An 18,379-nucleotide genomic window follows, 5' to 3' on the forward strand; every position below is an offset into this window, starting at 1 on the left:
ATGAGCCGACTGGATGGAAAATTTGCCGTCGTCACCGGGGGCACGCAGGGGCTGGGCGCGGAAGTCGCCCGGCTCTTTGCCGAACGTGGTGCCGCCGGCCTGACGATCTGCGGCCGCAGTGTGGCCAAGGGTGAAGCCAAGGCGCGGGAGATTGGTGATCGCTATGGAATCCCGGTCGCCTTTGTCAGCGCCGATCTCGGTGAGGTCGAGGACTGCCGCAAGGTCATCGCGACAGCGGCCGAAAAGTTCGGCCGCATCGATGCACTCGTCAATGTTGCCGCCATTACCGATCGCGGCACCATTCTCGATACCGATCCGGCTCTGTTCGACCGCATGTTTGCCGTCAATGTGCGCGCGCCGTTCTTTTTGATGCAGGACGCGATCAAGAACATGATCGCCAATGGTATCGAAGGTACGATCGTCAACATCTCCTCTATGTCAGCGATGGCCGGCCAGCCCTTCATCAGCGCCTATTGCTCCTCCAAGGGCGCGCTCGACACGCTGACCCGGAATACCGCCTTCTCCCTGCTTAAGAACCGGATCAGGGTCAACGCTCTCAATATCGGCTGGATGTCGAGCGATGGCGAGGATCGCATTCAGCGCGAATATCACGGCGCTGCGGAAGACTGGCTAGCGAAGGCAGCGGCCGAGCAGCCGTTCGGGCGGCTGGTCGATCCCGCCGAGGTTGCGCGCGCTGTCGCCTTCCTATCATCGCAGGAATCCGGCCTGATGACCGGCGCCACGATCAATTTCGATCAGTCGATCTGGGGTGCCTATGAGGGATCGCCGCACCCGGAAAAAGCGATGTGAGCCATGAAGATCAACGGAAGGAGGAGACCCTCCCGCTGATAGTCTGCTTGATGTTGCTGTGGAGCGCTGGCCGGATTGCTTAGCTGCTCAGAAGCCTTTGATCGTGCCGTCGGACCAAACCATTTTGCCGCTGCGGATCGTGCTGCGCACGCGCGGCACTCTGCCGCGTTCTGCGATCACGAGATCGGCACGCAATCCCTTGGCGATACGGCCTCGATCATTCAGGCCGAGCGCTTTTGCCGGGTTGGCGCTTGCCAAAGCGGCCGAGGCGGGAAGGCCGCCCTTGCCGATTTCCGCAAGTGCGATCACTGCAGGCAGAATGGCCGAGGGGTGATAGTCGCTCGCAAGAATATCCAGCACACCCGCCTCATAGGCCTCGCGTGCGGAAAGATTGCCGGAATAGGAAAGGCCGCGCAGCGCATTTGGAGCGCCCATGGCCGTCGCCAATCCCAATCGCCTTGCTTCCGTCGCCGTTGCGATATTGATCGGAAACTCGCTGATCGCGGCGCCGAGGCTGTGCAGCAGCGCTGCCTTCTCGACGGTGTCGTCATCGTGGGAGGCCAGCACGATGCCGTGCGCGCGCGCCAATTCCGACAGGTCGTTGATGATGTCCATGCTGTCGCCATGTTCGCTACGTGCGGCCATGCGCTGCTTGACCATCTCCGCCGCCTGGGTCTCGCTGATCTTCTTGACCTTGGCCGTATTGGCGATGTGCAGCTCGATATCGCGATATTGCCCCTGTCCCGGCGTGTGATCCATGAGCGAGATCAGATGAAGCGCACCGGCATCGATCAGAGCCTTGGCTTCTTGCAATGCCGGTAGAAAGGTCACTTCGAAGCGGCCGTGGACGCGGTGGTCGATCAACAACTCTTCCCGCATGGATGCGAGCGTCTCGACCATTGCGCGGGTATTTTCCGCCGAACGAACATGGCCATAGGTGGCGGGCGTGAAGGCAACCGCCGCATAAGCAGTCGTCACTCCGTTGGCGGCAAGCATCTTGTCGAGGTCGTAGACGCCAAGTTGGAGGGGCATGCGGACATTGACGCGCGGCTCGACGCATTTCTCGATCATATCGCCGTGCATGTCGACAAAACCGGGCAGCAGAAACCGCCCGTGACCATCTATCTCCGCCCCTTCGACCGGTCTTTCGCTGATATCGGCAATCAGCCCATCTTCAATTCTGACGGCACCGCGTTCGATCACGCGGTCCTGCAATACAATTTCAAAATTACTCAGCCACATCGTCTTGCTCGTCCTCGATCTTGATGGCTTCGAGATGAAGCTCCCGGTCAATCAGCGCCCTGACGTCCTCTGGATGGTGGAAAACACCGATCATTGCAACACCGGAAGCCTTGAGCTGAGCCAATCTTTCGACCAGTGCCTTGCGGGCCGCGTGATCGAGCGATGCCGTTGGCTCGTCGAGTAGCAGCAGGCGCTGCGGCAGGATGAGCGCGCGGGCCAGATTGACCTTCTGCTGCTCGCCGCCGGAGAAGGTGGAGGGATAGGCCGACCAGAGCTGTTTCTTGACGCCGAAGGCATCCAGCCAGCGCCGTGCCTCGGCCAAGGCGTCTGCATGCGACGTGCCGGCAAGCCGCAGCGGCTCGGCCACGATCTCTTCGGCCGCGACACGCGGACGGGCGTTCAGGAACTGGGTGACGAAGCCGATTTCCCGGCGGCGCAGCACCGCGATGTCGACGTCGGCTGCTGTCGCCAAATCGATGACACCTTCTTGCGTGTGATAGTAGACGTGGCCGGCGCGTGGCAGGTAGGAGCGGTAGAGCGTGCGTAGCAGCGTCGATTTGCCCGCGCCGTTCTCGCCCTTGAGCAGGATGAATTCACCTGCATTCAGGTCGAAATCGATATTCTCGAAGGCAAATAGCGTGCGCCTGAGGTGATGCATTTCGAATTGCTTCGAAAGGCCCTGTACGCGCAATACCGGGGTCACGTTCTGCCGGGTGGAAACCTGAATATTCATGTCTGGAGTTTCCTTCAAAGCTTGGCGTGAACGAGCTGCTGCGTGTAGGCGTGTTGCGGGTCCTGGAAGATCTGGTCGGCAAGACCCTGTTCCACGACCATGCCGCGCCGCATGACCATAACCCGGTCTGCCATCGTGCGGATGACACCGAGATCGTGCGAGACAAGAACCATTGTAATCGAGCGCTCGCGCTGCAGCCGTTTCAGCGTGTCGAGCACCAGCGCCTGAACGCTGACATCGAGACCTGTGGTCGGTTCATCGAGCAAGAGGACGGCAGGTTCGAGCGCGATCGCCTTGGCGAGCTGCACGCGTTGCTGCATGCCGCCGGAAAGCTCGTTCGGGCGGGCGTCCATGCGCTCGATGGGAAATTCCGAGGCGTCGAGCGACTGGCGTGCCCGCTCGCGCAGCTCGGCGAAATTGCGATTGCCGGCAATCAGCAGGCGTTCGGCGACATTGCCGCTGCTGGTGTGGTTCATTAACAGGCCGAGATGCGGGTTCTGGTAGACGATGCCGATATGATGCGCGCGCAGCATACGCCGCTCGAAGCGGTCGAGCGTGAAGAGGTTGCGGCCCTCGTGCCCGGGGAGCGCAAGACTGTAGGTGCCGGTATCGGGTGTATCCTCCAGGTTCATCATCCGCAGAAGCGTCGACTTGCCCGAACCGGATTCGCCGACGATACCAAGAACTTCGCCGGGATAGACGGTTACATCGACGCCACCGAGGGCGGTGACATCGCCGTAATTGCGCGCAATATCGCGCATGGTCAGGATCGGCTCTGCCATCATCAGCCGCGGCGGCTGGCGGATCAGCTCTGCCGTTTGGGTGGGAGCATGCGCGGCCATCAGTCCATCCTTCCGTTGTTGTACCAGGTCTCGCCGATGTCGACTGACTCTGCGTCCGCCTTGCGGATGTGCTTGACGCCGAAATGGCTGTCGGACAGTTCGTATTGCGAGGAACCGTCTTCCTGCGGCAGCTCGTTCATGAAGAAACCGGTGACGTTGCTGCGGTAGCAGGTCTTGTCCTGGTGATCCTCGACACGGTAGGGCACGTCGTCGAACACCAGCGGCTCGACGCGCGTATAGGGCGGCACGGCGAAGATACGCTTCTCGCGGCCGGCCGACAGGATCGTCAGATGATCGGCCTGATTGAGCTTCGGTACATCCCAGCGCGGAATGGGCGACGGCGTCATGACATGCCGGCCGTTGACCATGCTCGGATAGCTCGATCCCTGCATGATCCGGCCTGATTTGACGAGCTGTTCGTAGAGCACGAGCCACAGCTGCCCGTAATCGGCATCGCCATGCATCTCACGCGCCACGGACATATCCGGCTGCACCGGGCGGAGCGGCTCGGGGTTCGGAACCTGCAGGACGAGGACCTGGTCCTCTCGCAGCTTTTCCTCCGGAATGCGGTGGCGCGACTGGATGATGGTTGCGTTCATCGTGTCTTCCGTCTCAACAGCACCGCCGACCCTTGCGACGAATTTGCGGATGCTGCTGGCGTTGACGGAATCATCGGATCCCTGGTCGATGACTTTGACGACGGAGGTGGGCTTGAGCAGCGTCAGCGTCACTTGTAGTCCGCCTGTTCCCCAGCCGCGGGCAATCGGCACTTCGCGGCTTGCATAAGGCACCTGATAGCCGGGAACGGCGATTGCCTTCAGGATGCGGCGGCGCATTTCGCGCTTGGCGGATTCATCGAGAAAGCCGTAGTTGAAAGCCATCCAGGGCTTCGTCAGTTCCTGAAGTTTCATAGCGCGACTTCCTCCTGTTGCGGGGCAAGCTTTTCGGCAGCGGCCGGTTTTGTTGCTGCGGCGTCTTTGTCCGTCTTGACGCGGCGCAGCGCATCGAGGGTCGATTGGAACGTCACATAATGCGGAAGCTTGAAGTGGATGCAGAAGCCGGAGCTTTCGACCGGCTCGGTGTGATAGAGCACGAACTCTTCATTGGCGGCCGGATGCGGGTTGGGTTGATTGGAGGCAAGATCGAGCGTTGCCGCCGCGATCACCTTCACCTCGTTCCAGCCGAAGGTCGCCGAAAAGCCCAATTGCAGTTCCTTCGCCTTGGAAATGACCTCCGTCTGGCTGACGCGGACGCGACCCGCGCTGAAGATCGTTCCGGAGGGATGGCGCAGGCGAACCGGAGCATAGGCCAACCGCAGCTCGTTGACGGTCGGATGAACGGCGCTATAGCCGCGCATCGTTGCATAGCCGAGTGCCAGCGTGCCGCCGGTGTCGGCGCGAGCCAGGCTCTGGAGCTTGTGGGCGCGTGCCGCCGGAAAGAGCAGCGGCTCACGCGTGAGATCGGGGATTTCCTCAGGCGGCACCGCCTCAATCGGATGATCGGGAATGAGCCCCTGTGCTTTCTGCCAGCTGGTCAGCGATGGTTGCGTTGCCGGGGCCGGCTCGGCAGCCGGGATCACCGGTTCCGGCACATAGTCCTTGCCCTGTAGCACGTCGACCTGCAGCAGCCGGTGAGAATAATCCAGCGTCGGCCCCAGTATCTGGCCGCCGGGAATATCCTTGAAGGCGGCTGAAATGCGCCGGACCGTCAGAAGATCAGGCTGATCGACGGATTCAGCAACGGCGATGCGCGGCTGCGTCGTGCGGTAGGCGCGCAGCAGCAGGATCGCCTCATAGAGATCGCCGCCGGCCTGGGCGAGCGCCAGGGCCGCGAGATCCGGCTCGTAGAGCGATGCCTCGCCCATCAGCCGATCGATGAGATAGGGGAGGCCGGTGCGAACGGCTTCGACACGCTCGTGCGTAATCGGGCCGAGATCGGCACGGAAAAGCCGTTCGGCCTGTTCGATGGCGTATTCGCCGCCGCGGGTTGCTACATAGGCCATCAGAGCACCTCGATTTTCGTGGAACGGGGGATGCCAAGCAGGCGTCTGCCGTCGACCAGATAAAGATCCCAGCCGAGCGGATAGCGGATTGCCTTGGCGCGCATTTGCCAGAAGGCGGGATCGATACCGTCGATGGAGATCGTCACGCTATCCTTGATGCCAGGACCGGTGAGGCGCAATTGCTGCCCGGACCCAAACTGTGCGGAGGCAAACAACGTGGCGGCGTCATCCGGATAAAGCAGGCTGCCGATGCGCAATCTCGATAAGGCTTCGATCGCCGTAGAGGAGTCGATAGCCGCAAAGACATAATCCGCATCTGCAAGCGGCATCCGCCGTGCCCCGGTTGCGGCCATTTTCAGATCCAGGGACGGATCACGGGTCACATGGAAGCTGCATTCGCGATCGAGGAGGCTTTCGGCGAGTGGCCAGAAGCCTTCGGCAGGCAGTTCGCGCGGTTCTCCGGGGCGGCTCAGCGCCCACATGAGTTCCTCGAACGTGGCGTTGGTGTGTGTGTCGTCCAGGGTCGGTAGGAGATTGTTGGCCATGGTCAGAATGTCTCCATCTGCACGCGGGTCGCTTCGACTTTTTGCAGCAGCTGTCGGTCTTCGTTCTCCTGATGGCGCCGTTCGCCGTTCAGGAGTTCAAGGATCAGCTCGGCCTGATGGTCGGCGGCGATGGCTGCATCGATAACAGCCATTCCCATGGCATGTTCGAGATCCCGGCCGACGATCGCGCCGTAGCCTTCAACGCTGCGGTCAGGCACGCGAATATGCGCCTCCGACACCAGAACCTCGCCGAGATGGAATGCCGTGCTGCGAACGGTGTCGACGAGCGGCAGCATGGCAAGGCCGGTACGGTTGACGACGACATCGACCCCACCGAGCGTATCGAGTACTCTTTCGGCTGCTGCCTTGATGTTGGCCGGCCGGCCGGCGGCAAGAATTTCCAGCGCCTGCGCATGGGTGTAGGATGCGCTGACCGGATTGCCAGTCTTCTCCTCAGTCATCTCTTTTCCTCGACATTTGGGTTCGTCTGACCATGGCGAAGCCTCGCCATAAACATTCGAATGATTACTATAATCATCCGGATGAATTGTCTATGCCGTTTTGCCCTGGGACATAAGATTCTTGAGGCGAACCGCGTCCCTTAGTCGCCGCGCCGCCTTAGCCACTCCGCCGTGATCCGGCTGGCGTCTTGCGCAGCTGCGGCCGGTGTCTTTCCTTCCAGCAATGCAAACAGGAAAGAGCCTGCAAAGCGATCGCCGGCGCCGATCGTGTTTGTCGTGTTCACGCGGTCAGCAGGTGCAACCTCAACGGTCTGTGAACCGTCGAATAGCGTGATCGGGCGCGTGCCATCCGTAAGCACGAGCATCTTCAGGCGCGAACCGCCGATCTGGCCGGCGCGTTGCCAGGCATGCGCTAGATCGTCAGGCACATCGTTGCGCGAAGAGATGACGTAATCCGACGGGCGAGGTGTTGCCGGCCGCAGAGGGAATTGCGTGACGACAAGCGGCTGCGCGTCGATCTGATCGACGAGGCTTTGGTCGAGAGCGAGTGCATTGATATAGACGCCGGCTCCCGACAGCTTGCCGGTTGCCGTCAGCGGTTGCGTTCGTCCGGCCGGCGCGATGATCGTCCGCTCGCCGTTCGGCTCCAGGAAAATCTCAAGCGGCGCGGTCTCCCCCGGCAGCATCGCAATGTGCTCGACATCGAAGCCGTCGGTGGTGAGTGATTGGAGGGCTGCCCGGCCCTGATCGTCCCGCATCAGCCGCGAGACGATGGCGACATCGGCACCAAGCTGAAGCAACTGCTGGCCGGTGTAGAAGGCACCGCCTCCGAGCCGCGTCGTGCGGGACGAAAATTGTATCCGGCCGCCCGGAACCAGCGGGGCGTCCAATTGCCAAATGCGATCGTGGTTGACCGATCCGATTACGATTATGCGGGGCATGCTGTGCCTATCTGTCGTCAATACCAGGTGCGAGTGCGTCGACGATGAAACGCTGCGCCAGCAGGAAGATCAAGAGAACGGGAACGACAGATAACAGGCTTGTCGCCATCAACGGTCCCCATGCCCTTTCGGCGCCTTCAAGATCGGCAAAGACTGCAATACCTGTCGTCAGCGTCTTCTTGAAGGCATCGTCCAGCACGAGCTGGCCCCAGAGATAGATGTTCCAGGCGCCCATGAAGGAAATCACAGAAAGTGCCGCGACCGCCGGAATGACGTTTGGAAGGCCGATCTCGATGAATTGCCGCCACAGGCCGCTTCCGTCCATGCGCGCAGCCTCGAATATCGAAGCGGGAAGCGAGCGGAAGGCCTGCCGCATGTAGAAAACATAGAAGCCGATATACGGGATCGACGGGATGATCATCGCGCCATAGGTATCGAAAGCCTGGAGCTTAACGACGGCGATATAGGTCGGGATGATCGCGAGCACGTTGGGGAACGACATCGTGGCAATGACGAACCAAAACAGCGTCTGCTTGCCTTTGAACTCCAACCGCCCGAAGGCAAAGCCCGCGGGGATCGCCAGAACAAGCTTTCCGACCGTAATGAGCGTTGCGGTCAGCATGGAATTCCACAGCCACATCCAGATTGGATGGCGGCTCGCCGCAATGGTGAAGTTCGACAACGTCGGGTTTTCGGGCCAGAGGCGGACGGCCTTGGCCATGATCATGTCATTGGGTGTGAACGCGGCAGATACCATCCAGACAAGTGGAAAAACGGTGACGATGCAGATCGCCATGAGCACGATGTGAAGCAGCAACCTGCTCAGTCTGTGGCCTATGTCGCTCATCTGTAGTGCACCCGCTTTTCGCTGACCCGGAACTGCAGCCAGGTTATGGCGAGCACAAGAACGATGATGATGACGGCGACGGCGCTGGCCGGCCCGAACTGGAAGAACAACAGACCCTGCTGCCACAGGAAATAGAGGAGGCTCGAGCTTCTGCCGGCGGGCCCGCCATGGGTCAGCACGTCGATGACGCCAACAATGTCGTCAAGCACATGGAAGAAGGTCGTGACACTAATGAAGAAGGCTGTCGGCGTCATCAATGGCAGACTGATATTGAAGAAATGCCGCGTCGAACCCGCGCCATCGAGCTGCGATGCCTCGCGCAATTGATGCGGCAGGTTCGCAAGTGCCGCGAGCCAAAGCAGCATGTTGAGGCCAAAGGTCTTCCAGAATGTGACGAGACTGACGCAGAGCAGCGCAAGGTTCGGATCCGTATGCCAGCGCGACGGCGGAAAGCCAAAATGGCCGAGCACCTCGTTGAAGAGACCGTTGACCGGATTGAAGAGCCAGGACCAGGCAACACCCGCCACCGAATAGGCGACGATCGTCGGTAGAAACAGGCTGCCGCGATAGAGCCCCTGCAGCGGATTTTTGCGCACCGAATGCAGCATGACGGCGAAGATGAGCGGAATGATGATTTCGGCCGGGATGAGGACGACGCAATAAAGCAGCGTGTTCCATGAGGCCATGCGGAAATCGGGATTATCGAAGATGGACACGTAATTATCGACGCCGACAAAGCGGATGTCGGACGACAGCAAATTCCAGTCGACCACCGAAAGCAACATCGACGCGATCAGTGGGCCGTAGAGGAATACCGCGACGGAAAGAACGGCTGGCCCCACGAACAAATAGGGGGCCAGCGATCGAAAGCGAAATGGCATGATGGGAAGCCTATGCCGAAATCAGCCCGGCAAGCTCGTCATGAGCGCCCTTGATGCCGTCGGCAACCGTCGTTTCCTTGAGCAACATGCGCGAAACCCACTTGCGCCATACGGTCTGGCCTTCGAGGCCGCGCTTGCCCGGCCAGATGGTTTCTGCTGTCAGGCCATCGGCAAGCTGAGCGGCTGCCGGCTTCATGAACTCGTTGATGAGCGGAATGTCGTGTTTGGACGTGTTGAGATAGCCCGTCTCCGACCAGAGCGCCTGGCCTTCCTTCGAGGCGCAGAATTCAAGGAAGGCGAGAGAGGCTTCCGCCTGTTCCTTGTTGCGGGTGTAGACGGCGAGGAAATTGCCACCGCTGTTCATTTTGCGCTGGTGCCCCGGCATGCCCGGGAACTTGGTCGTGACGGCCTTTGCCGCGCCGAACGGGAAGGTGACGGCGGCAGTCGAGCTGGTCGTGCAGATGGCAAGCGCGCCTGCCTGGAACGCGGCCGTCTGCTCCTTGTCGCTGACCGGCAGCCAGAGGCCTTCATGGGCCGGCGCGCAATATTCGGTCATGCCGGCAACGGCTTCCGGGCTGTTGAGCGCGAGCTTACCATCCGGATCGATGATGAAGCCGCCGGCATTCTGGATGAAGGACTGGCTCGTCCATTCGTTATTGGAGAGCGAGATCGGCGAGCGATAGGTCGCATGCTTGCCTTTGAGGGCCGTATCCAGCTTGCGCGCGGTCTCGTAGAGCCACGTCGTATCAGGGGTCTCCGGCAGGTTCGGATCGAGGCCGGCAGCCTTCCACATATCGCTGTTGATATAGGTGATCGGCGTCGACATCGCCCAGGGAAGGCCGATAACGGCACCGTCGATCGTGACCAGTGGCAGCACCGACGAGCGGAAGTTGCCGAGGATTGCTTCCGCCTTTGCGGAATTGATCTCGCGCAGGTCGCGGGCGCCGAGCGTGCGCTTGGCGAAATAGCCGAACTTCCAGCCCGTCACCATCATCGCGGGCGGACGGCCTGCGGCGATGCTTGCGACGGCCTTTGCGGTCACAGCTTCATAATCGCCGTCGAACCGATTAGTGACCGTGACGCCGAGATTCTTGGCATTGAACGCGTCGACAACTTTCTGGAACGGCTTGTCGGAACCCCAGGTGCTGGAAATCTCGATCGCCGCATCGGCAGATCGTGCCTTGCCGGCCATTGCGAATGACGTGCCGACGACTGCGGTCGTACCAGCGATAAATTGACGGCGATTAAGCGCTACCATTATAACCTCAATATTCGAATGACTAATAAAACATCCGGATATTTATCTAATGGCGGCAAGTGACATGCGTGTGAAAGATCATGTGGTCAAACGCCAACATAAATCGTCAAATGGCATTAGTTGGTGATTTGCAATAACTTCACGATCCAATGGCGATTGAAAATCGATGCTGTAGCCGATATATGACATCCGAATGACATGGGTGGATGTTCGGAAGGGCAGGCATGGAAAGAAAGTTGCTGCACGGCCAATGGCAACAGGTCGAAAGCGATATTGCCGAGGATATTCTGACAGGCCGTCTGTCGCCGAAGGCGCAACTGCCGACGGAAACCGACCTGATGGAACGTTTCGGCGTCGGGCGCCATACCATCAGGCGTGCCATCTCCCGGCTGGAAAGCCGTGGGCTCGTTTTGGTCGAGCAGGGTCGCGGGACTTTCGTGCGAGACAGCCGTCTCGATTATCGGCTCTCCGAGCGCACCCGCTTCTCGCAAAACTTGCTTGATCAGGGGAGGGAGCCTTTGGGGCAGGCGATTCACGAAGAGGTTGTGCCGGCTTCCGAGATGATTGCCGAGGCCCTGCGATTGCCCCATGGCGAACCCGTGTATCATATCGTCAGGCGCGGCTTTGCTGATGAGGAGCCCATCAATTATTCCAACGCCTATTATCCCGTTCGCCGCTTTCCCGGCTTCGACGAGGCGCGGCGCAGCGGTCGCAGCGTCACGGTCATTCTCGCGGAATACGGCATCCCCGATTATATTCGTCTGCGGACCGATATCCTCGTGCGCCTGCCGACGAGTGAGGAAGCCAAGCAGCTGTCCCAATCGACGTCGCAGCCGGTCGTGGTTCTGAAGAAAGTGGACGTCGATCTCAAGGGAACACCGATTTCCTATTCCGAGTCGGTTTGGCCGGGTGAACGCGTCCAGTTTTCGGTAGACAATACCAGCCAGTTGCTCGACGTTCTCGCGCGCGGCGAGAATAGCTGATGGACATAGCCTGGGGAATTCGGCTGCTTCACTGGACGTACCATGCGATTTTCGCGTCTGCTTAACCGAAGCATAACCATAACTTCAGGCAAATCCGCCGATTCCTGCCGATCATGACGAGTTATTATATCGTCAGCCGTACGGAATAGAGATCCGAAGGATTATTGACTGGGATTTCTGGTGGCGGTCGATCAAAAGATGCTGGGTGATGGAACGGCCCGTTCGAAAGACGGCACCTCTTCCGGCACGCTCATCAATCTTCAGCTTTTACGCGCGCTTGCCGCATTCTCAGTTGTCGTTGCCCATGCCATCCATGAAACTGCGAGCCTGACGAGCGCGACGGTCGAGCCAGCAGGTAGTCGCTCCATGTGGAATCTCGGCTTCGGAGTCGACATATTCTTCGTGCTGTCGGGCTTTATCATGACCCATACCGCCGCCGCCGAATTCGGCAAGGGCGGAGCGTCGGTACGTTTCTTTCTTCGACGCTGTGCCCGCGTAATCCCGCTTTACTGGTTGTTGACGACCGCGCTGCTGCTGGGATCAATCGTTGCTCCATCCCTGTTGAGCGTACCGATCGGTAGTGTCTCGCATGTGCTGGCATCCTATTTCTTCATTCCGTCAGGGCGGGGGGTGATGGAGGAGATCAGACCCGTGCTCGCTCTCGGCTGGACGTTGAACTACGAGATGCTGTTCTATGTATTGTTTGCCGTAGCCCTGCTTTTGCCGCTTCGTTTCGGGATTATTTGGCTGTCGGCACTCATGCTGGCATTGGCGCTCGTTGGTAATCTGGTCAATCCACAATTCGTTCAGATTGCCTTCTGGACGAGCCCGATCATCCTGGAATTCCTGTTCGGCGTCTATGTGGCGCTCATCTTCCGCAGCGGCCTGCGCATCGGCCGTGGGACGGCGCTTGCCCTGCTGGCTATCGGCCTTGTCGGCTTTGTCCACGTTTCGACACCTTGGGACGATGCCGCCTTGCCGCAGTTTCTTCGCAGTGGCGTGCCTGCAGCGCTGCTCGTTCTTGCCGGCGCTATCGGGCCTGTTCCTCGTGCCGGCCGATTGGTGCTATGGGGTGTTGCGCTGGGAGATGCCTCCTATAGCCTCTATCTCGCGCATCCTTTTATCCTGAGGCCGATGCGAGCCATCTGGAAAAAGACAGTCGGCGACGATCTCCCGCACGGCGTTTTCATTTTTTGCGCATCGATCGCGGCAGCTATCGTTGCGGTGATACTCTACCGGCTTATCGAGAAGCCGCTGACGTCTTACGTCCAGAGTTTCTTGCCGCATGCGAGGCGGAAACAGCGCGCGACTGCGACAACGGCATCGGTCACCGATACGAAAAACGCCTGAACTCGGTCGCGCAAGCTGCGTCTCTCAATCCGCCCATTCCGGATCGGTCGTAAATGCAATCGTCAGCCATCGGTCCGGGCTTTCGCCGCCGATGGCATCGCCGATTTCGTCGCGAATATGATCCCATTCCTCCAATCGTTTCGCGGGTCCATTCGGCGGAACGATGAAATAAAGCTCGATCTGCTTGCCGCGTCCGACGCGCGCGACGTAGGAGCGATAGGACAAGAAATTGTAGCGCTGGACGACGTCTGCCGCGACGCGGTCGACGTGCTGTTTGAGGTCGGCGGGCGTGACGAGCAGGATATCGGCGAACGCCTGCTTGATCGTCCCGATCGGCATGGGAATGACGATGAGGCAAACGATAGCGAGTGCGACCGGGTCGACATAGGGTGACACCCACTGCAGGCCTGTCTCTTGAATGAGGGAGCCGAAGATGAAGGCGACGAGCAGAGCCGTGCTGAGGCAGCCGGTCATGATCCAGGCTTTGGCATCAAGAGCAACGAAACTGGATTTCAGTGTCCGATTCATTCGGCTGGCATAAGCGGCCATGGCAAAGGCGATGACCATCGTCAGGATCGCATAGATGATCGCCCGATCGAAGGCGAGATGGCGGCCGCCGATCATGATGCTGCCCACGGCATTGATCAGCGCATAGATCGCGGCGCCGGTAAGCAGGATACCATTGAGGCCGAGAACCATCGGCTCCAGATGCCAGAAGCCCATGGTGAAATGTTTGACGAAGCGGCCGGCCGTCGGACTGTTCGTTGCCGAGGCAATGATGAGATTGGAAACGATCAGAGCCACGATCGTCATGATCGCATCCGTCAAGGCATAGACGCCATCAAACACGATTGCATAGGAGCCCGACAAAAGCCCGAAGACGATGCCGGCTGCCGCAAGAATAAACGTCACGATGATGGAGACGCGCAGGACACTCTGTTCTGTGGTCACGCTTCAGTCCTTCGAATAAACATTTCGCACTCGCTCCGATCGATCATTCGCCAGCTCTTTGCGGCGTCATCCATGCAGCATTGCGCTTTGCCCTTGTCGTCTGAATTCCGTTGGCGTCACACCGGCAAGCCTTTTGAAATCACGCGCGAAATGAAAGGGATCAGGATAGCCGCATTTGGCCGCAATTCCTCCAATACGATCGTCCGTGACGACGAGAAGACGCTTGGCGGCGTTGACACGCTCGTGGCGTAGCCAGTCGAGCGGCGTCGTTCCCATCCGCTGCCGAAACCGACGAAACAGCTGCGCTTGACTGAGATTGGCGGCAAGGGCGAGTTCCGCCACACTCCAGGGATGGGAAAGATCCGCTCTGACCTTTTCCAGTACGGTATGCAATCGCTGCGCTGCTCCGCTGAGATCGCCGCGATCCGCCCGCTCGGATACCAATGCCGAAACCAGCTGAGCAAGCAGGGCAAAGCATCGGCTTTCCGACAGGAAACCGCTCGCTTCCACTTCGCGTAGAATATCCTCGAAGACAGGTAGCAGCTCGTATTGCGCGACGCCGCTGAACACAGGATCCGCCTCCACGCCAAGGCTGTCGAACAGCGTATCGAGGCCATGGCCGACAAACCCAAGCCAAAGATAAGACCAATGCGAGTGATGCGGCTCGCAGCCATGCGAATACAGCATCGAGGAATCGAGCCAGGCTATGGTTCCCTCCTTCAGGAGGCTTGTCTGTCCGTTGACATCGAGCGCACCCTTTCCGCCCATGGTGAGGATAAGCGTATGCTGGTTGAAGCGCCGGGCGATTGGGGCCTCCACAGGCGTGCAGATCCGCCGTCCGGCCACCAGAAGCGAGTAGGGCAGGGCGCGCGAGAGGCGTCCTGGCGTCTGAAAAAAAACATCGTCCAGGGTGCGGATTTCCGCCAAGGATGTTGCATGGCTCATGGTGCCGGCACTCTATCTCGAAATGAGAGTTTTATCCATATCGTCGCACTTGGCATCCATGTCTTTCTCTGTGCGGGACGGATAAGGTGGAAACATTGAACCGGAATGGAAGAGGTCCAGATCGTGACGGCAGCACTGGTATTTGATCCGCTCTCGCAGGCATTTGCCGACGATCCCTATGCGTCATACAGTGAGCTTCGTGCCAGCCCCGGCCCTGTCTACTACGAACATTTCGACATCTGGCTGCTGTCGCGCTATCAGGATGTTGCGGCTGCGGCTGCCGACAAGACCCTTGTGCGCTCGCTCGAGTTCTTCCTCTCTCCCGAAGAGATTGAGGAGCACAAGGTTCGGCTGAACTGGCACGACATGCCGAATCATTCGCGCTTCGTGCAATTCAGCATGCTGGATTCAGATGGTGAAACGCACGACCGTTTGCGACGCAAGGTTTTCCGCGAATTCACGCCCGCACTTGTCGCACGCCAGCGTGGCATGATCCAGGATTTCGTCGATCGTCTGCTCGATAGTCTGCTTGAGGCCGGATCGATCGATTTCGTCGAGGATTTGGCATCGCAGGTCCCCGGTCATATCATCGGCTCGGTGCTCGGCGTGCCCGACGAATATGCCGGGCAGCTGCGTAAATGGTCGGAACAGGTTGTGCAGTATTTCGACGTGGATCGTAGTGCGGAACGCAAGGCGATCGCCGAGCGTGCGACGAGCGAGTTCTACGAACTGTTGAAAGAGTTGATCGCGGATCGCATCCGCAGCCCGCGCGACGATTTGCTCTGTCGGCTCACGCAGGCCTATTCTGCTGGCGAATTGACCGAAGACGAGTTGGTTTCCACCTGCATGCTGATCCTGATGGCCGGTCATGGTTCGACGATCGATGTGCTGGGCAGCGGCATGCACGCGCTTCTGAAATATCCCGAGGCGTTGACCAAGCTCAAGGAGGCCCCGGCAGCGATGCCGACGGCCATCCAGGAGATGTTTCGTTTCGAGTCGCCATTACCCTTCTTTCATCGATATCTGACGGAAGAGAAGGTGATCGCCGGCAAGCTACTGCCGCGCGGTGCGAAGGTGGGCCTGCTATACGGTGCGGCCAATCGTGACCCCGATCAGTTCGATGCGCCCAATCAATTCAATATCGAACGAAACCCCAATCGCCACCTGGCATTTGGCGGCGGTGCGCATTTCTGTCTTGGCAATCACCTTGCACGGCTCGATATGGAGATCATCTTCTCGACGCTCTTGCAGCGGACACGCTCCATCGAATTGCTGGATGAAGATCCCGCCTATAAGCGTGGCCTGTCTGTCCGCGGACCAAAGAGCCTCAATATCCGCCTCATTCCCGTTTGAACGGGTTCTTGAAAGCAGGGAGACTGCAATGTGTGAAGTCGTGTTCGTCGATTCCGCCGGACGGGAAAAACGTGTCAAAGCGGAGACTGGCGAGACGCTGATGGCCGTCGCGGTTCGCAACGGTATCGATGGCATCGTAGCTCAGTGTGGCGGTGCCTTAGCCTGCGGCACCTGTCATTGCTATATCGATGAGCCGCATCTCAATGCCTTGCCGCCCCCATCGGAAGAAGAGGCAATGATGATCGAATTCGTCATGGAGCCGAACCCAAGCAGCCGCTTGAGCTGTCAGATCCTCATGAGCGATGTGACCGACGGCATGCGTGTCGTCGTGCCCGATAGTCAGCATTAGAGCGCCTGTAGGGTGCGCGCGGCGCTTTTCTATCCGGAATTTTGCAAATGTTGAAAGGCTCTGACGAGGACGGCTGTCATCACCTGTCATCGATCGCTGTTTGATCGGCTAACTTGACGCGGCAAGATCTGGATAGTGCGCGCGTGCGACGTCTGGATGGGAGCGCAACCGGCTCTTGAGCTGGTTTTGGCCGACTTCGCGGAAAATAGCGTTGAGCGGATCGACCGAAATCCCCCGTTCTGATCGCTTCAGGTCGTCGGGCAGTTCGATGACCGGAATGGTCGCATCCGGGCGCGAGCCGAGGAAAAAGGCGACGGAAAACCGCTCCACACCGGCCGGCGGCGCGATGACGTCATGCACGTCGGCGCGCACGAAGCCGTTCGTTGCGAGTTCGAGCAGTTCGCCTGTGTTGATGACGAAGGTACCGGGAACCGGTGGGGCGTTGATCCACACACCGTCTTCTGTGCGCACGCGCAGGCCGGGCGTTGTGTCTTGAAGCAGTACGGTGACGAAACCGCCATCCTTGTGCGCGCCGACACCTTGATCGGTCTCGGCGACATCGCGACCGGGATATCGGATGATCTTCAGGAGTTGAGAAGGCTGGGGCTGATATATATTTGAAAAGACGGTCTCGGATTGGTCGAGCGCCGCGGCTATGGCCTTCAGAATATCGATACCGATCCGTGTCACCTCGGCCTGATAGGCAAGCAGCAACGGTTTTAGTTCCGGCAAGGCTTCAGGCCACTGATTTGGACCTTGCAGCCGCCGCCAGGCCGGCGTGTCAGGTCCAATCTCGGCCGGTTTGTCTTCGGTGTTGATATCGAGTTGTTCACGCCAATCCTGCTCGCCGCGCGTGCGTTCCTGGCCGGCTCTGTTATAGCCGCGGAAGTGCGGCGATTTCACCATCTCGATCTTGAGCTTTTCCTCGAGTGGCAGCGCGAAGAAACGCTTGGCCGTCCCTACCACATCCTCGATCAATTTCGGATCGACGCCGTGGCCGGTCAGATAAAAGAAGCCGTGATGATAGAGCACCGAGCGTAACTCTGCGACAAAAGCCTGCTTTTCTGCAGGCGACGCATTGAAGCGAGACAGATCGAGAGTCGGCAACGATGAGTGCGTTTCGGCCGGCGTCGTGTGAACGGTCACGGGGTTTCCTCTCAAATCGGTTTTCGAACCGGGCCGAGGCTAAGGGCGCTTGAATGCCAATGCAAACAAGAACATCTCAAAGATCGGCAGCCTCCAGGAATGGTTTTTCGATGCGGATCGTCAGGCATGGATGCGAGCCGGAAAGCCGCGATGATTATCGCCAACTCTTTTCGACCATCTTCTCCGTCCCGAGACGGCCTCTCATAGTCCTCTCGCAAAATTGTCCAATTCATCTACACCGCAAATACGCGTGAGCTTCGTTCCCGTGCTCTCCGCCTCGGCGCACAGGCTCCGGATGCCGGGCATCCAGTCGCGGTCGATTTCCGAGATGGTTCGAAAAAGTTCTTTCGTTGGTGGCATTGTCGAGAGCCCGGCAGGCGAATGGTTCAGTTCACCGGCGTGCCAGGCAATCTGCCGTTCGGCAGCGAGCCAGAAGTGCATCCAGAGCGGCATGTCGATGAGAATGATTTCGGTCGCGCGGGCAAGGCGAAGAGGGAGGGAATTCAGATGTCCGAGCCCTTCGATAATCCAATTCTCCCCAGATATGATCTCTTCGTGTTGCTGGGTATAGATGTTCATCGCGGTCGGTACCCAACCTTCTCTCCAAAGAATTTTATCAATTTCGAAATGACTGAGACCATGCTTCGCGCTGATCTTCCGGGCTAAGGTCGATTTACCTCCGCCCGCATTTCCCAAAATGACGATACGTGACATCATGCGAAGACCTGAAGATGCTACCT

20 protein-coding genes are annotated in these 18,379 nt (G+C 59.1%); 5 read left to right on the top strand and 15 right to left on the bottom strand.

The window, feature by feature from the left end; all coding sequences use genetic code 11:
- On the top strand, nucleotides 1-810 hold the full coding sequence (locus HGP17_RS12520) for an SDR family oxidoreductase (protein ID WP_168810060.1): 810 nt from the start codon (nucleotides 1-3) through the stop codon (nucleotides 808-810).
- 87 nt (nucleotides 811-897) lie between these two features.
- Here HGP17_RS12520 and HGP17_RS12525 read toward each other — a convergent pair whose 3' ends face one another.
- The 11 genes from HGP17_RS12525 to HGP17_RS12570 form a co-directional block, all read right to left on the bottom strand.
- Nucleotides 898-2,052: an alpha-D-ribose 1-methylphosphonate 5-triphosphate diphosphatase gene (locus HGP17_RS12525; RefSeq protein WP_168809341.1), complete on the bottom strand. Its 1,155-nt coding sequence runs from the start codon at nucleotides 2,050-2,052 to the stop codon at nucleotides 898-900.
- Nucleotides 2,039-2,785: an ATP-binding cassette domain-containing protein gene (locus tag HGP17_RS12530; RefSeq protein ID WP_168809343.1), complete on the bottom strand. Its 747-nt coding sequence runs from the start codon at nucleotides 2,783-2,785 to the stop codon at nucleotides 2,039-2,041. Before HGP17_RS12530 ends, HGP17_RS12525 begins: the two co-directional genes overlap by 14 nt.
- 14 nt (nucleotides 2,786-2,799) lie before the next feature.
- Complete coding sequence (locus HGP17_RS12535; protein WP_168809345.1) at nucleotides 2,800-3,627, bottom strand: ATP-binding cassette domain-containing protein; 828 nt, start codon at nucleotides 3,625-3,627, stop codon at nucleotides 2,800-2,802.
- A complete protein-coding gene (locus HGP17_RS12540; protein WP_168809347.1) occupies nucleotides 3,627-4,538 on the bottom strand; it encodes an alpha-D-ribose 1-methylphosphonate 5-phosphate C-P-lyase PhnJ in 912 nt (303 codons plus the stop codon). Before HGP17_RS12540 ends, HGP17_RS12535 begins: the two co-directional genes overlap by 1 nt.
- Complete coding sequence (locus HGP17_RS12545; protein ID WP_168809349.1) at nucleotides 4,535-5,629, bottom strand: carbon-phosphorus lyase complex subunit PhnI; 1,095 nt, start codon at nucleotides 5,627-5,629, stop codon at nucleotides 4,535-4,537. The genes HGP17_RS12540 and HGP17_RS12545 overlap by 4 nt, the downstream gene beginning before the upstream one ends.
- Nucleotides 5,629-6,174, bottom strand: a complete 546-nt coding sequence (gene phnH, locus HGP17_RS12550; RefSeq protein ID WP_168809351.1) for a phosphonate C-P lyase system protein PhnH — start codon at nucleotides 6,172-6,174, stop codon at nucleotides 5,629-5,631. The genes HGP17_RS12545 and phnH overlap by 1 nt, the downstream gene beginning before the upstream one ends.
- A gap of 2 nt (nucleotides 6,175-6,176) precedes the next feature.
- On the bottom strand, nucleotides 6,177-6,635 hold the full coding sequence (locus tag HGP17_RS12555; protein ID WP_168809353.1) for a phosphonate C-P lyase system protein PhnG: 459 nt from the start codon (nucleotides 6,633-6,635) through the stop codon (nucleotides 6,177-6,179).
- A gap of 140 nt (nucleotides 6,636-6,775) precedes the next feature.
- A complete protein-coding gene (locus HGP17_RS12560) occupies nucleotides 6,776-7,576 on the bottom strand; it encodes a PfkB family carbohydrate kinase (protein WP_168809355.1) in 801 nt (266 codons plus the stop codon).
- Between the two features lie 7 nt (nucleotides 7,577-7,583).
- Entirely contained in the window at nucleotides 7,584-8,423 is an 840-nt protein-coding gene (locus HGP17_RS12565; protein WP_205925953.1) for a carbohydrate ABC transporter permease, read from the bottom strand.
- The gene (locus tag HGP17_RS33460) at nucleotides 8,420-9,304 is read right to left on the bottom strand and encodes a sugar ABC transporter permease (RefSeq protein WP_205925954.1); all 885 of its coding nucleotides are present in this window, start codon (nucleotides 9,302-9,304) and stop codon (nucleotides 8,420-8,422) included. Before HGP17_RS33460 ends, HGP17_RS12565 begins: the two co-directional genes overlap by 4 nt.
- A 10-nt stretch (nucleotides 9,305-9,314) precedes the next feature.
- Nucleotides 9,315-10,562 (bottom strand): extracellular solute-binding protein, encoded by a 1,248-nt coding sequence (locus tag HGP17_RS12570; RefSeq protein WP_168809359.1) that lies wholly within the window; start codon nucleotides 10,560-10,562, stop codon nucleotides 9,315-9,317.
- A 224-nt stretch (nucleotides 10,563-10,786) separates the two neighbouring features.
- On the opposite strand from HGP17_RS12570, the gene phnF reads away from it, so the two are divergent.
- Together phnF and HGP17_RS12580 are read left to right on the top strand one after the other, a co-directional pair.
- Nucleotides 10,787-11,545 (top strand): phosphonate metabolism transcriptional regulator PhnF, encoded by a 759-nt coding sequence (gene phnF / locus HGP17_RS12575; RefSeq protein ID WP_168809361.1) that lies wholly within the window; start codon nucleotides 10,787-10,789, stop codon nucleotides 11,543-11,545.
- 180 nt (nucleotides 11,546-11,725) lie between these two features.
- The gene (locus HGP17_RS12580) at nucleotides 11,726-12,895 is read left to right on the top strand and encodes an acyltransferase (protein WP_348648929.1); all 1,170 of its coding nucleotides are present in this window, start codon (nucleotides 11,726-11,728) and stop codon (nucleotides 12,893-12,895) included.
- A 24-nt stretch (nucleotides 12,896-12,919) separates the two neighbouring features.
- Here HGP17_RS12580 and HGP17_RS12585 read toward each other — a convergent pair whose 3' ends face one another.
- A complete protein-coding gene (locus HGP17_RS12585; RefSeq protein WP_168809363.1) occupies nucleotides 12,920-13,846 on the bottom strand; it encodes a cation transporter in 927 nt (308 codons plus the stop codon).
- Between the two features lie 66 nt (nucleotides 13,847-13,912).
- The gene (locus tag HGP17_RS12590) at nucleotides 13,913-14,791 is read right to left on the bottom strand and encodes an AraC family transcriptional regulator (protein WP_168809365.1); all 879 of its coding nucleotides are present in this window, start codon (nucleotides 14,789-14,791) and stop codon (nucleotides 13,913-13,915) included.
- 105 nt (nucleotides 14,792-14,896) lie between these two features.
- On the opposite strand from HGP17_RS12590, the gene HGP17_RS12595 reads away from it, so the two are divergent.
- Together HGP17_RS12595 and HGP17_RS12600 are read left to right on the top strand one after the other, a co-directional pair.
- Nucleotides 14,897-16,144, top strand: coding sequence for a cytochrome P450 (locus HGP17_RS12595; RefSeq protein ID WP_168809367.1), 1,248 nt, complete (start codon nucleotides 14,897-14,899; stop codon nucleotides 16,142-16,144).
- 28 nt (nucleotides 16,145-16,172) lie between these two features.
- Nucleotides 16,173-16,493, top strand: coding sequence for a 2Fe-2S iron-sulfur cluster-binding protein (locus HGP17_RS12600; RefSeq protein WP_168809370.1), 321 nt, complete (start codon nucleotides 16,173-16,175; stop codon nucleotides 16,491-16,493).
- A 108-nt stretch (nucleotides 16,494-16,601) separates the two neighbouring features.
- On the opposite strand, the gene HGP17_RS12605 is transcribed toward HGP17_RS12600, so the two are convergent.
- Nucleotides 16,602-17,639, bottom strand: coding sequence for an isopenicillin N synthase family oxygenase (locus tag HGP17_RS12605; RefSeq protein WP_168809372.1), 1,038 nt, complete (start codon nucleotides 17,637-17,639; stop codon nucleotides 16,602-16,604).
- A gap of 201 nt (nucleotides 17,640-17,840) precedes the next feature.
- Nucleotides 17,841-18,356, bottom strand: coding sequence for an adenylate kinase (locus tag HGP17_RS12610; protein WP_246704077.1), 516 nt, complete (start codon nucleotides 18,354-18,356; stop codon nucleotides 17,841-17,843).
- Nucleotides 18,357-18,379: the final 23 nt, after the last annotated feature.

The sequence above is a fragment of the Rhizobium sp. P38BS-XIX genome, assembly GCF_012641435.1.
Taxonomy (GTDB): Bacteria; Pseudomonadota; Alphaproteobacteria; order Rhizobiales; family Rhizobiaceae; genus Rhizobium.

Excerpts from the sequence above, each read along its gene's own strand:
- HGP17_RS12520 (WP_168810060.1), top strand. The coding sequence starts at position 1 with ATGAGCCGACTGGATGGAAAATTTGCCGTCGTCACCGGGGGCACGCAG.
- HGP17_RS12525 (WP_168809341.1), bottom strand. The coding sequence starts at position 2,052 with ATGTGGCTGAGTAATTTTGAAATTGTATTGCAGGACCGCGTGATCGAA.
- HGP17_RS12530 (WP_168809343.1), bottom strand. The coding sequence starts at position 2,785 with ATGAATATTCAGGTTTCCACCCGGCAGAACGTGACCCCGGTATTGCGC.
- HGP17_RS12535 (WP_168809345.1), bottom strand. The coding sequence starts at position 3,627 with ATGGCCGCGCATGCTCCCACCCAAACGGCAGAGCTGATCCGCCAGCCG.
- HGP17_RS12540 (WP_168809347.1), bottom strand. The coding sequence starts at position 4,538 with ATGAAACTTCAGGAACTGACGAAGCCCTGGATGGCTTTCAACTACGGC.
- HGP17_RS12545 (WP_168809349.1), bottom strand. The coding sequence starts at position 5,629 with ATGGCCTATGTAGCAACCCGCGGCGGCGAATACGCCATCGAACAGGCC.
- phnH (WP_168809351.1), bottom strand. The coding sequence starts at position 6,174 with ATGGCCAACAATCTCCTACCGACCCTGGACGACACACACACCAACGCC.
- HGP17_RS12555 (WP_168809353.1), bottom strand. The coding sequence starts at position 6,635 with ATGACTGAGGAGAAGACTGGCAATCCGGTCAGCGCATCCTACACCCAT.
- HGP17_RS12560 (WP_168809355.1), bottom strand. The coding sequence starts at position 7,576 with ATGCCCCGCATAATCGTAATCGGATCGGTCAACCACGATCGCATTTGG.
- HGP17_RS12565 (WP_205925953.1), bottom strand. The coding sequence starts at position 8,423 with ATGAGCGACATAGGCCACAGACTGAGCAGGTTGCTGCTTCACATCGTG.
- HGP17_RS33460 (WP_205925954.1), bottom strand. The coding sequence starts at position 9,304 with ATGCCATTTCGCTTTCGATCGCTGGCCCCCTATTTGTTCGTGGGGCCA.
- HGP17_RS12570 (WP_168809359.1), bottom strand. The coding sequence starts at position 10,562 with ATGGTAGCGCTTAATCGCCGTCAATTTATCGCTGGTACGACCGCAGTC.
- phnF (WP_168809361.1), top strand. The coding sequence starts at position 10,787 with ATGGAAAGAAAGTTGCTGCACGGCCAATGGCAACAGGTCGAAAGCGAT.
- HGP17_RS12590 (WP_168809365.1), bottom strand. The coding sequence starts at position 14,791 with ATGAGCCATGCAACATCCTTGGCGGAAATCCGCACCCTGGACGATGTT.
- HGP17_RS12595 (WP_168809367.1), top strand. The coding sequence starts at position 14,897 with ATGGAAGAGGTCCAGATCGTGACGGCAGCACTGGTATTTGATCCGCTC.
- HGP17_RS12600 (WP_168809370.1), top strand. The coding sequence starts at position 16,173 with ATGTGTGAAGTCGTGTTCGTCGATTCCGCCGGACGGGAAAAACGTGTC.
- HGP17_RS12610 (WP_246704077.1), bottom strand. The coding sequence starts at position 18,356 with ATGATGTCACGTATCGTCATTTTGGGAAATGCGGGCGGAGGTAAATCG.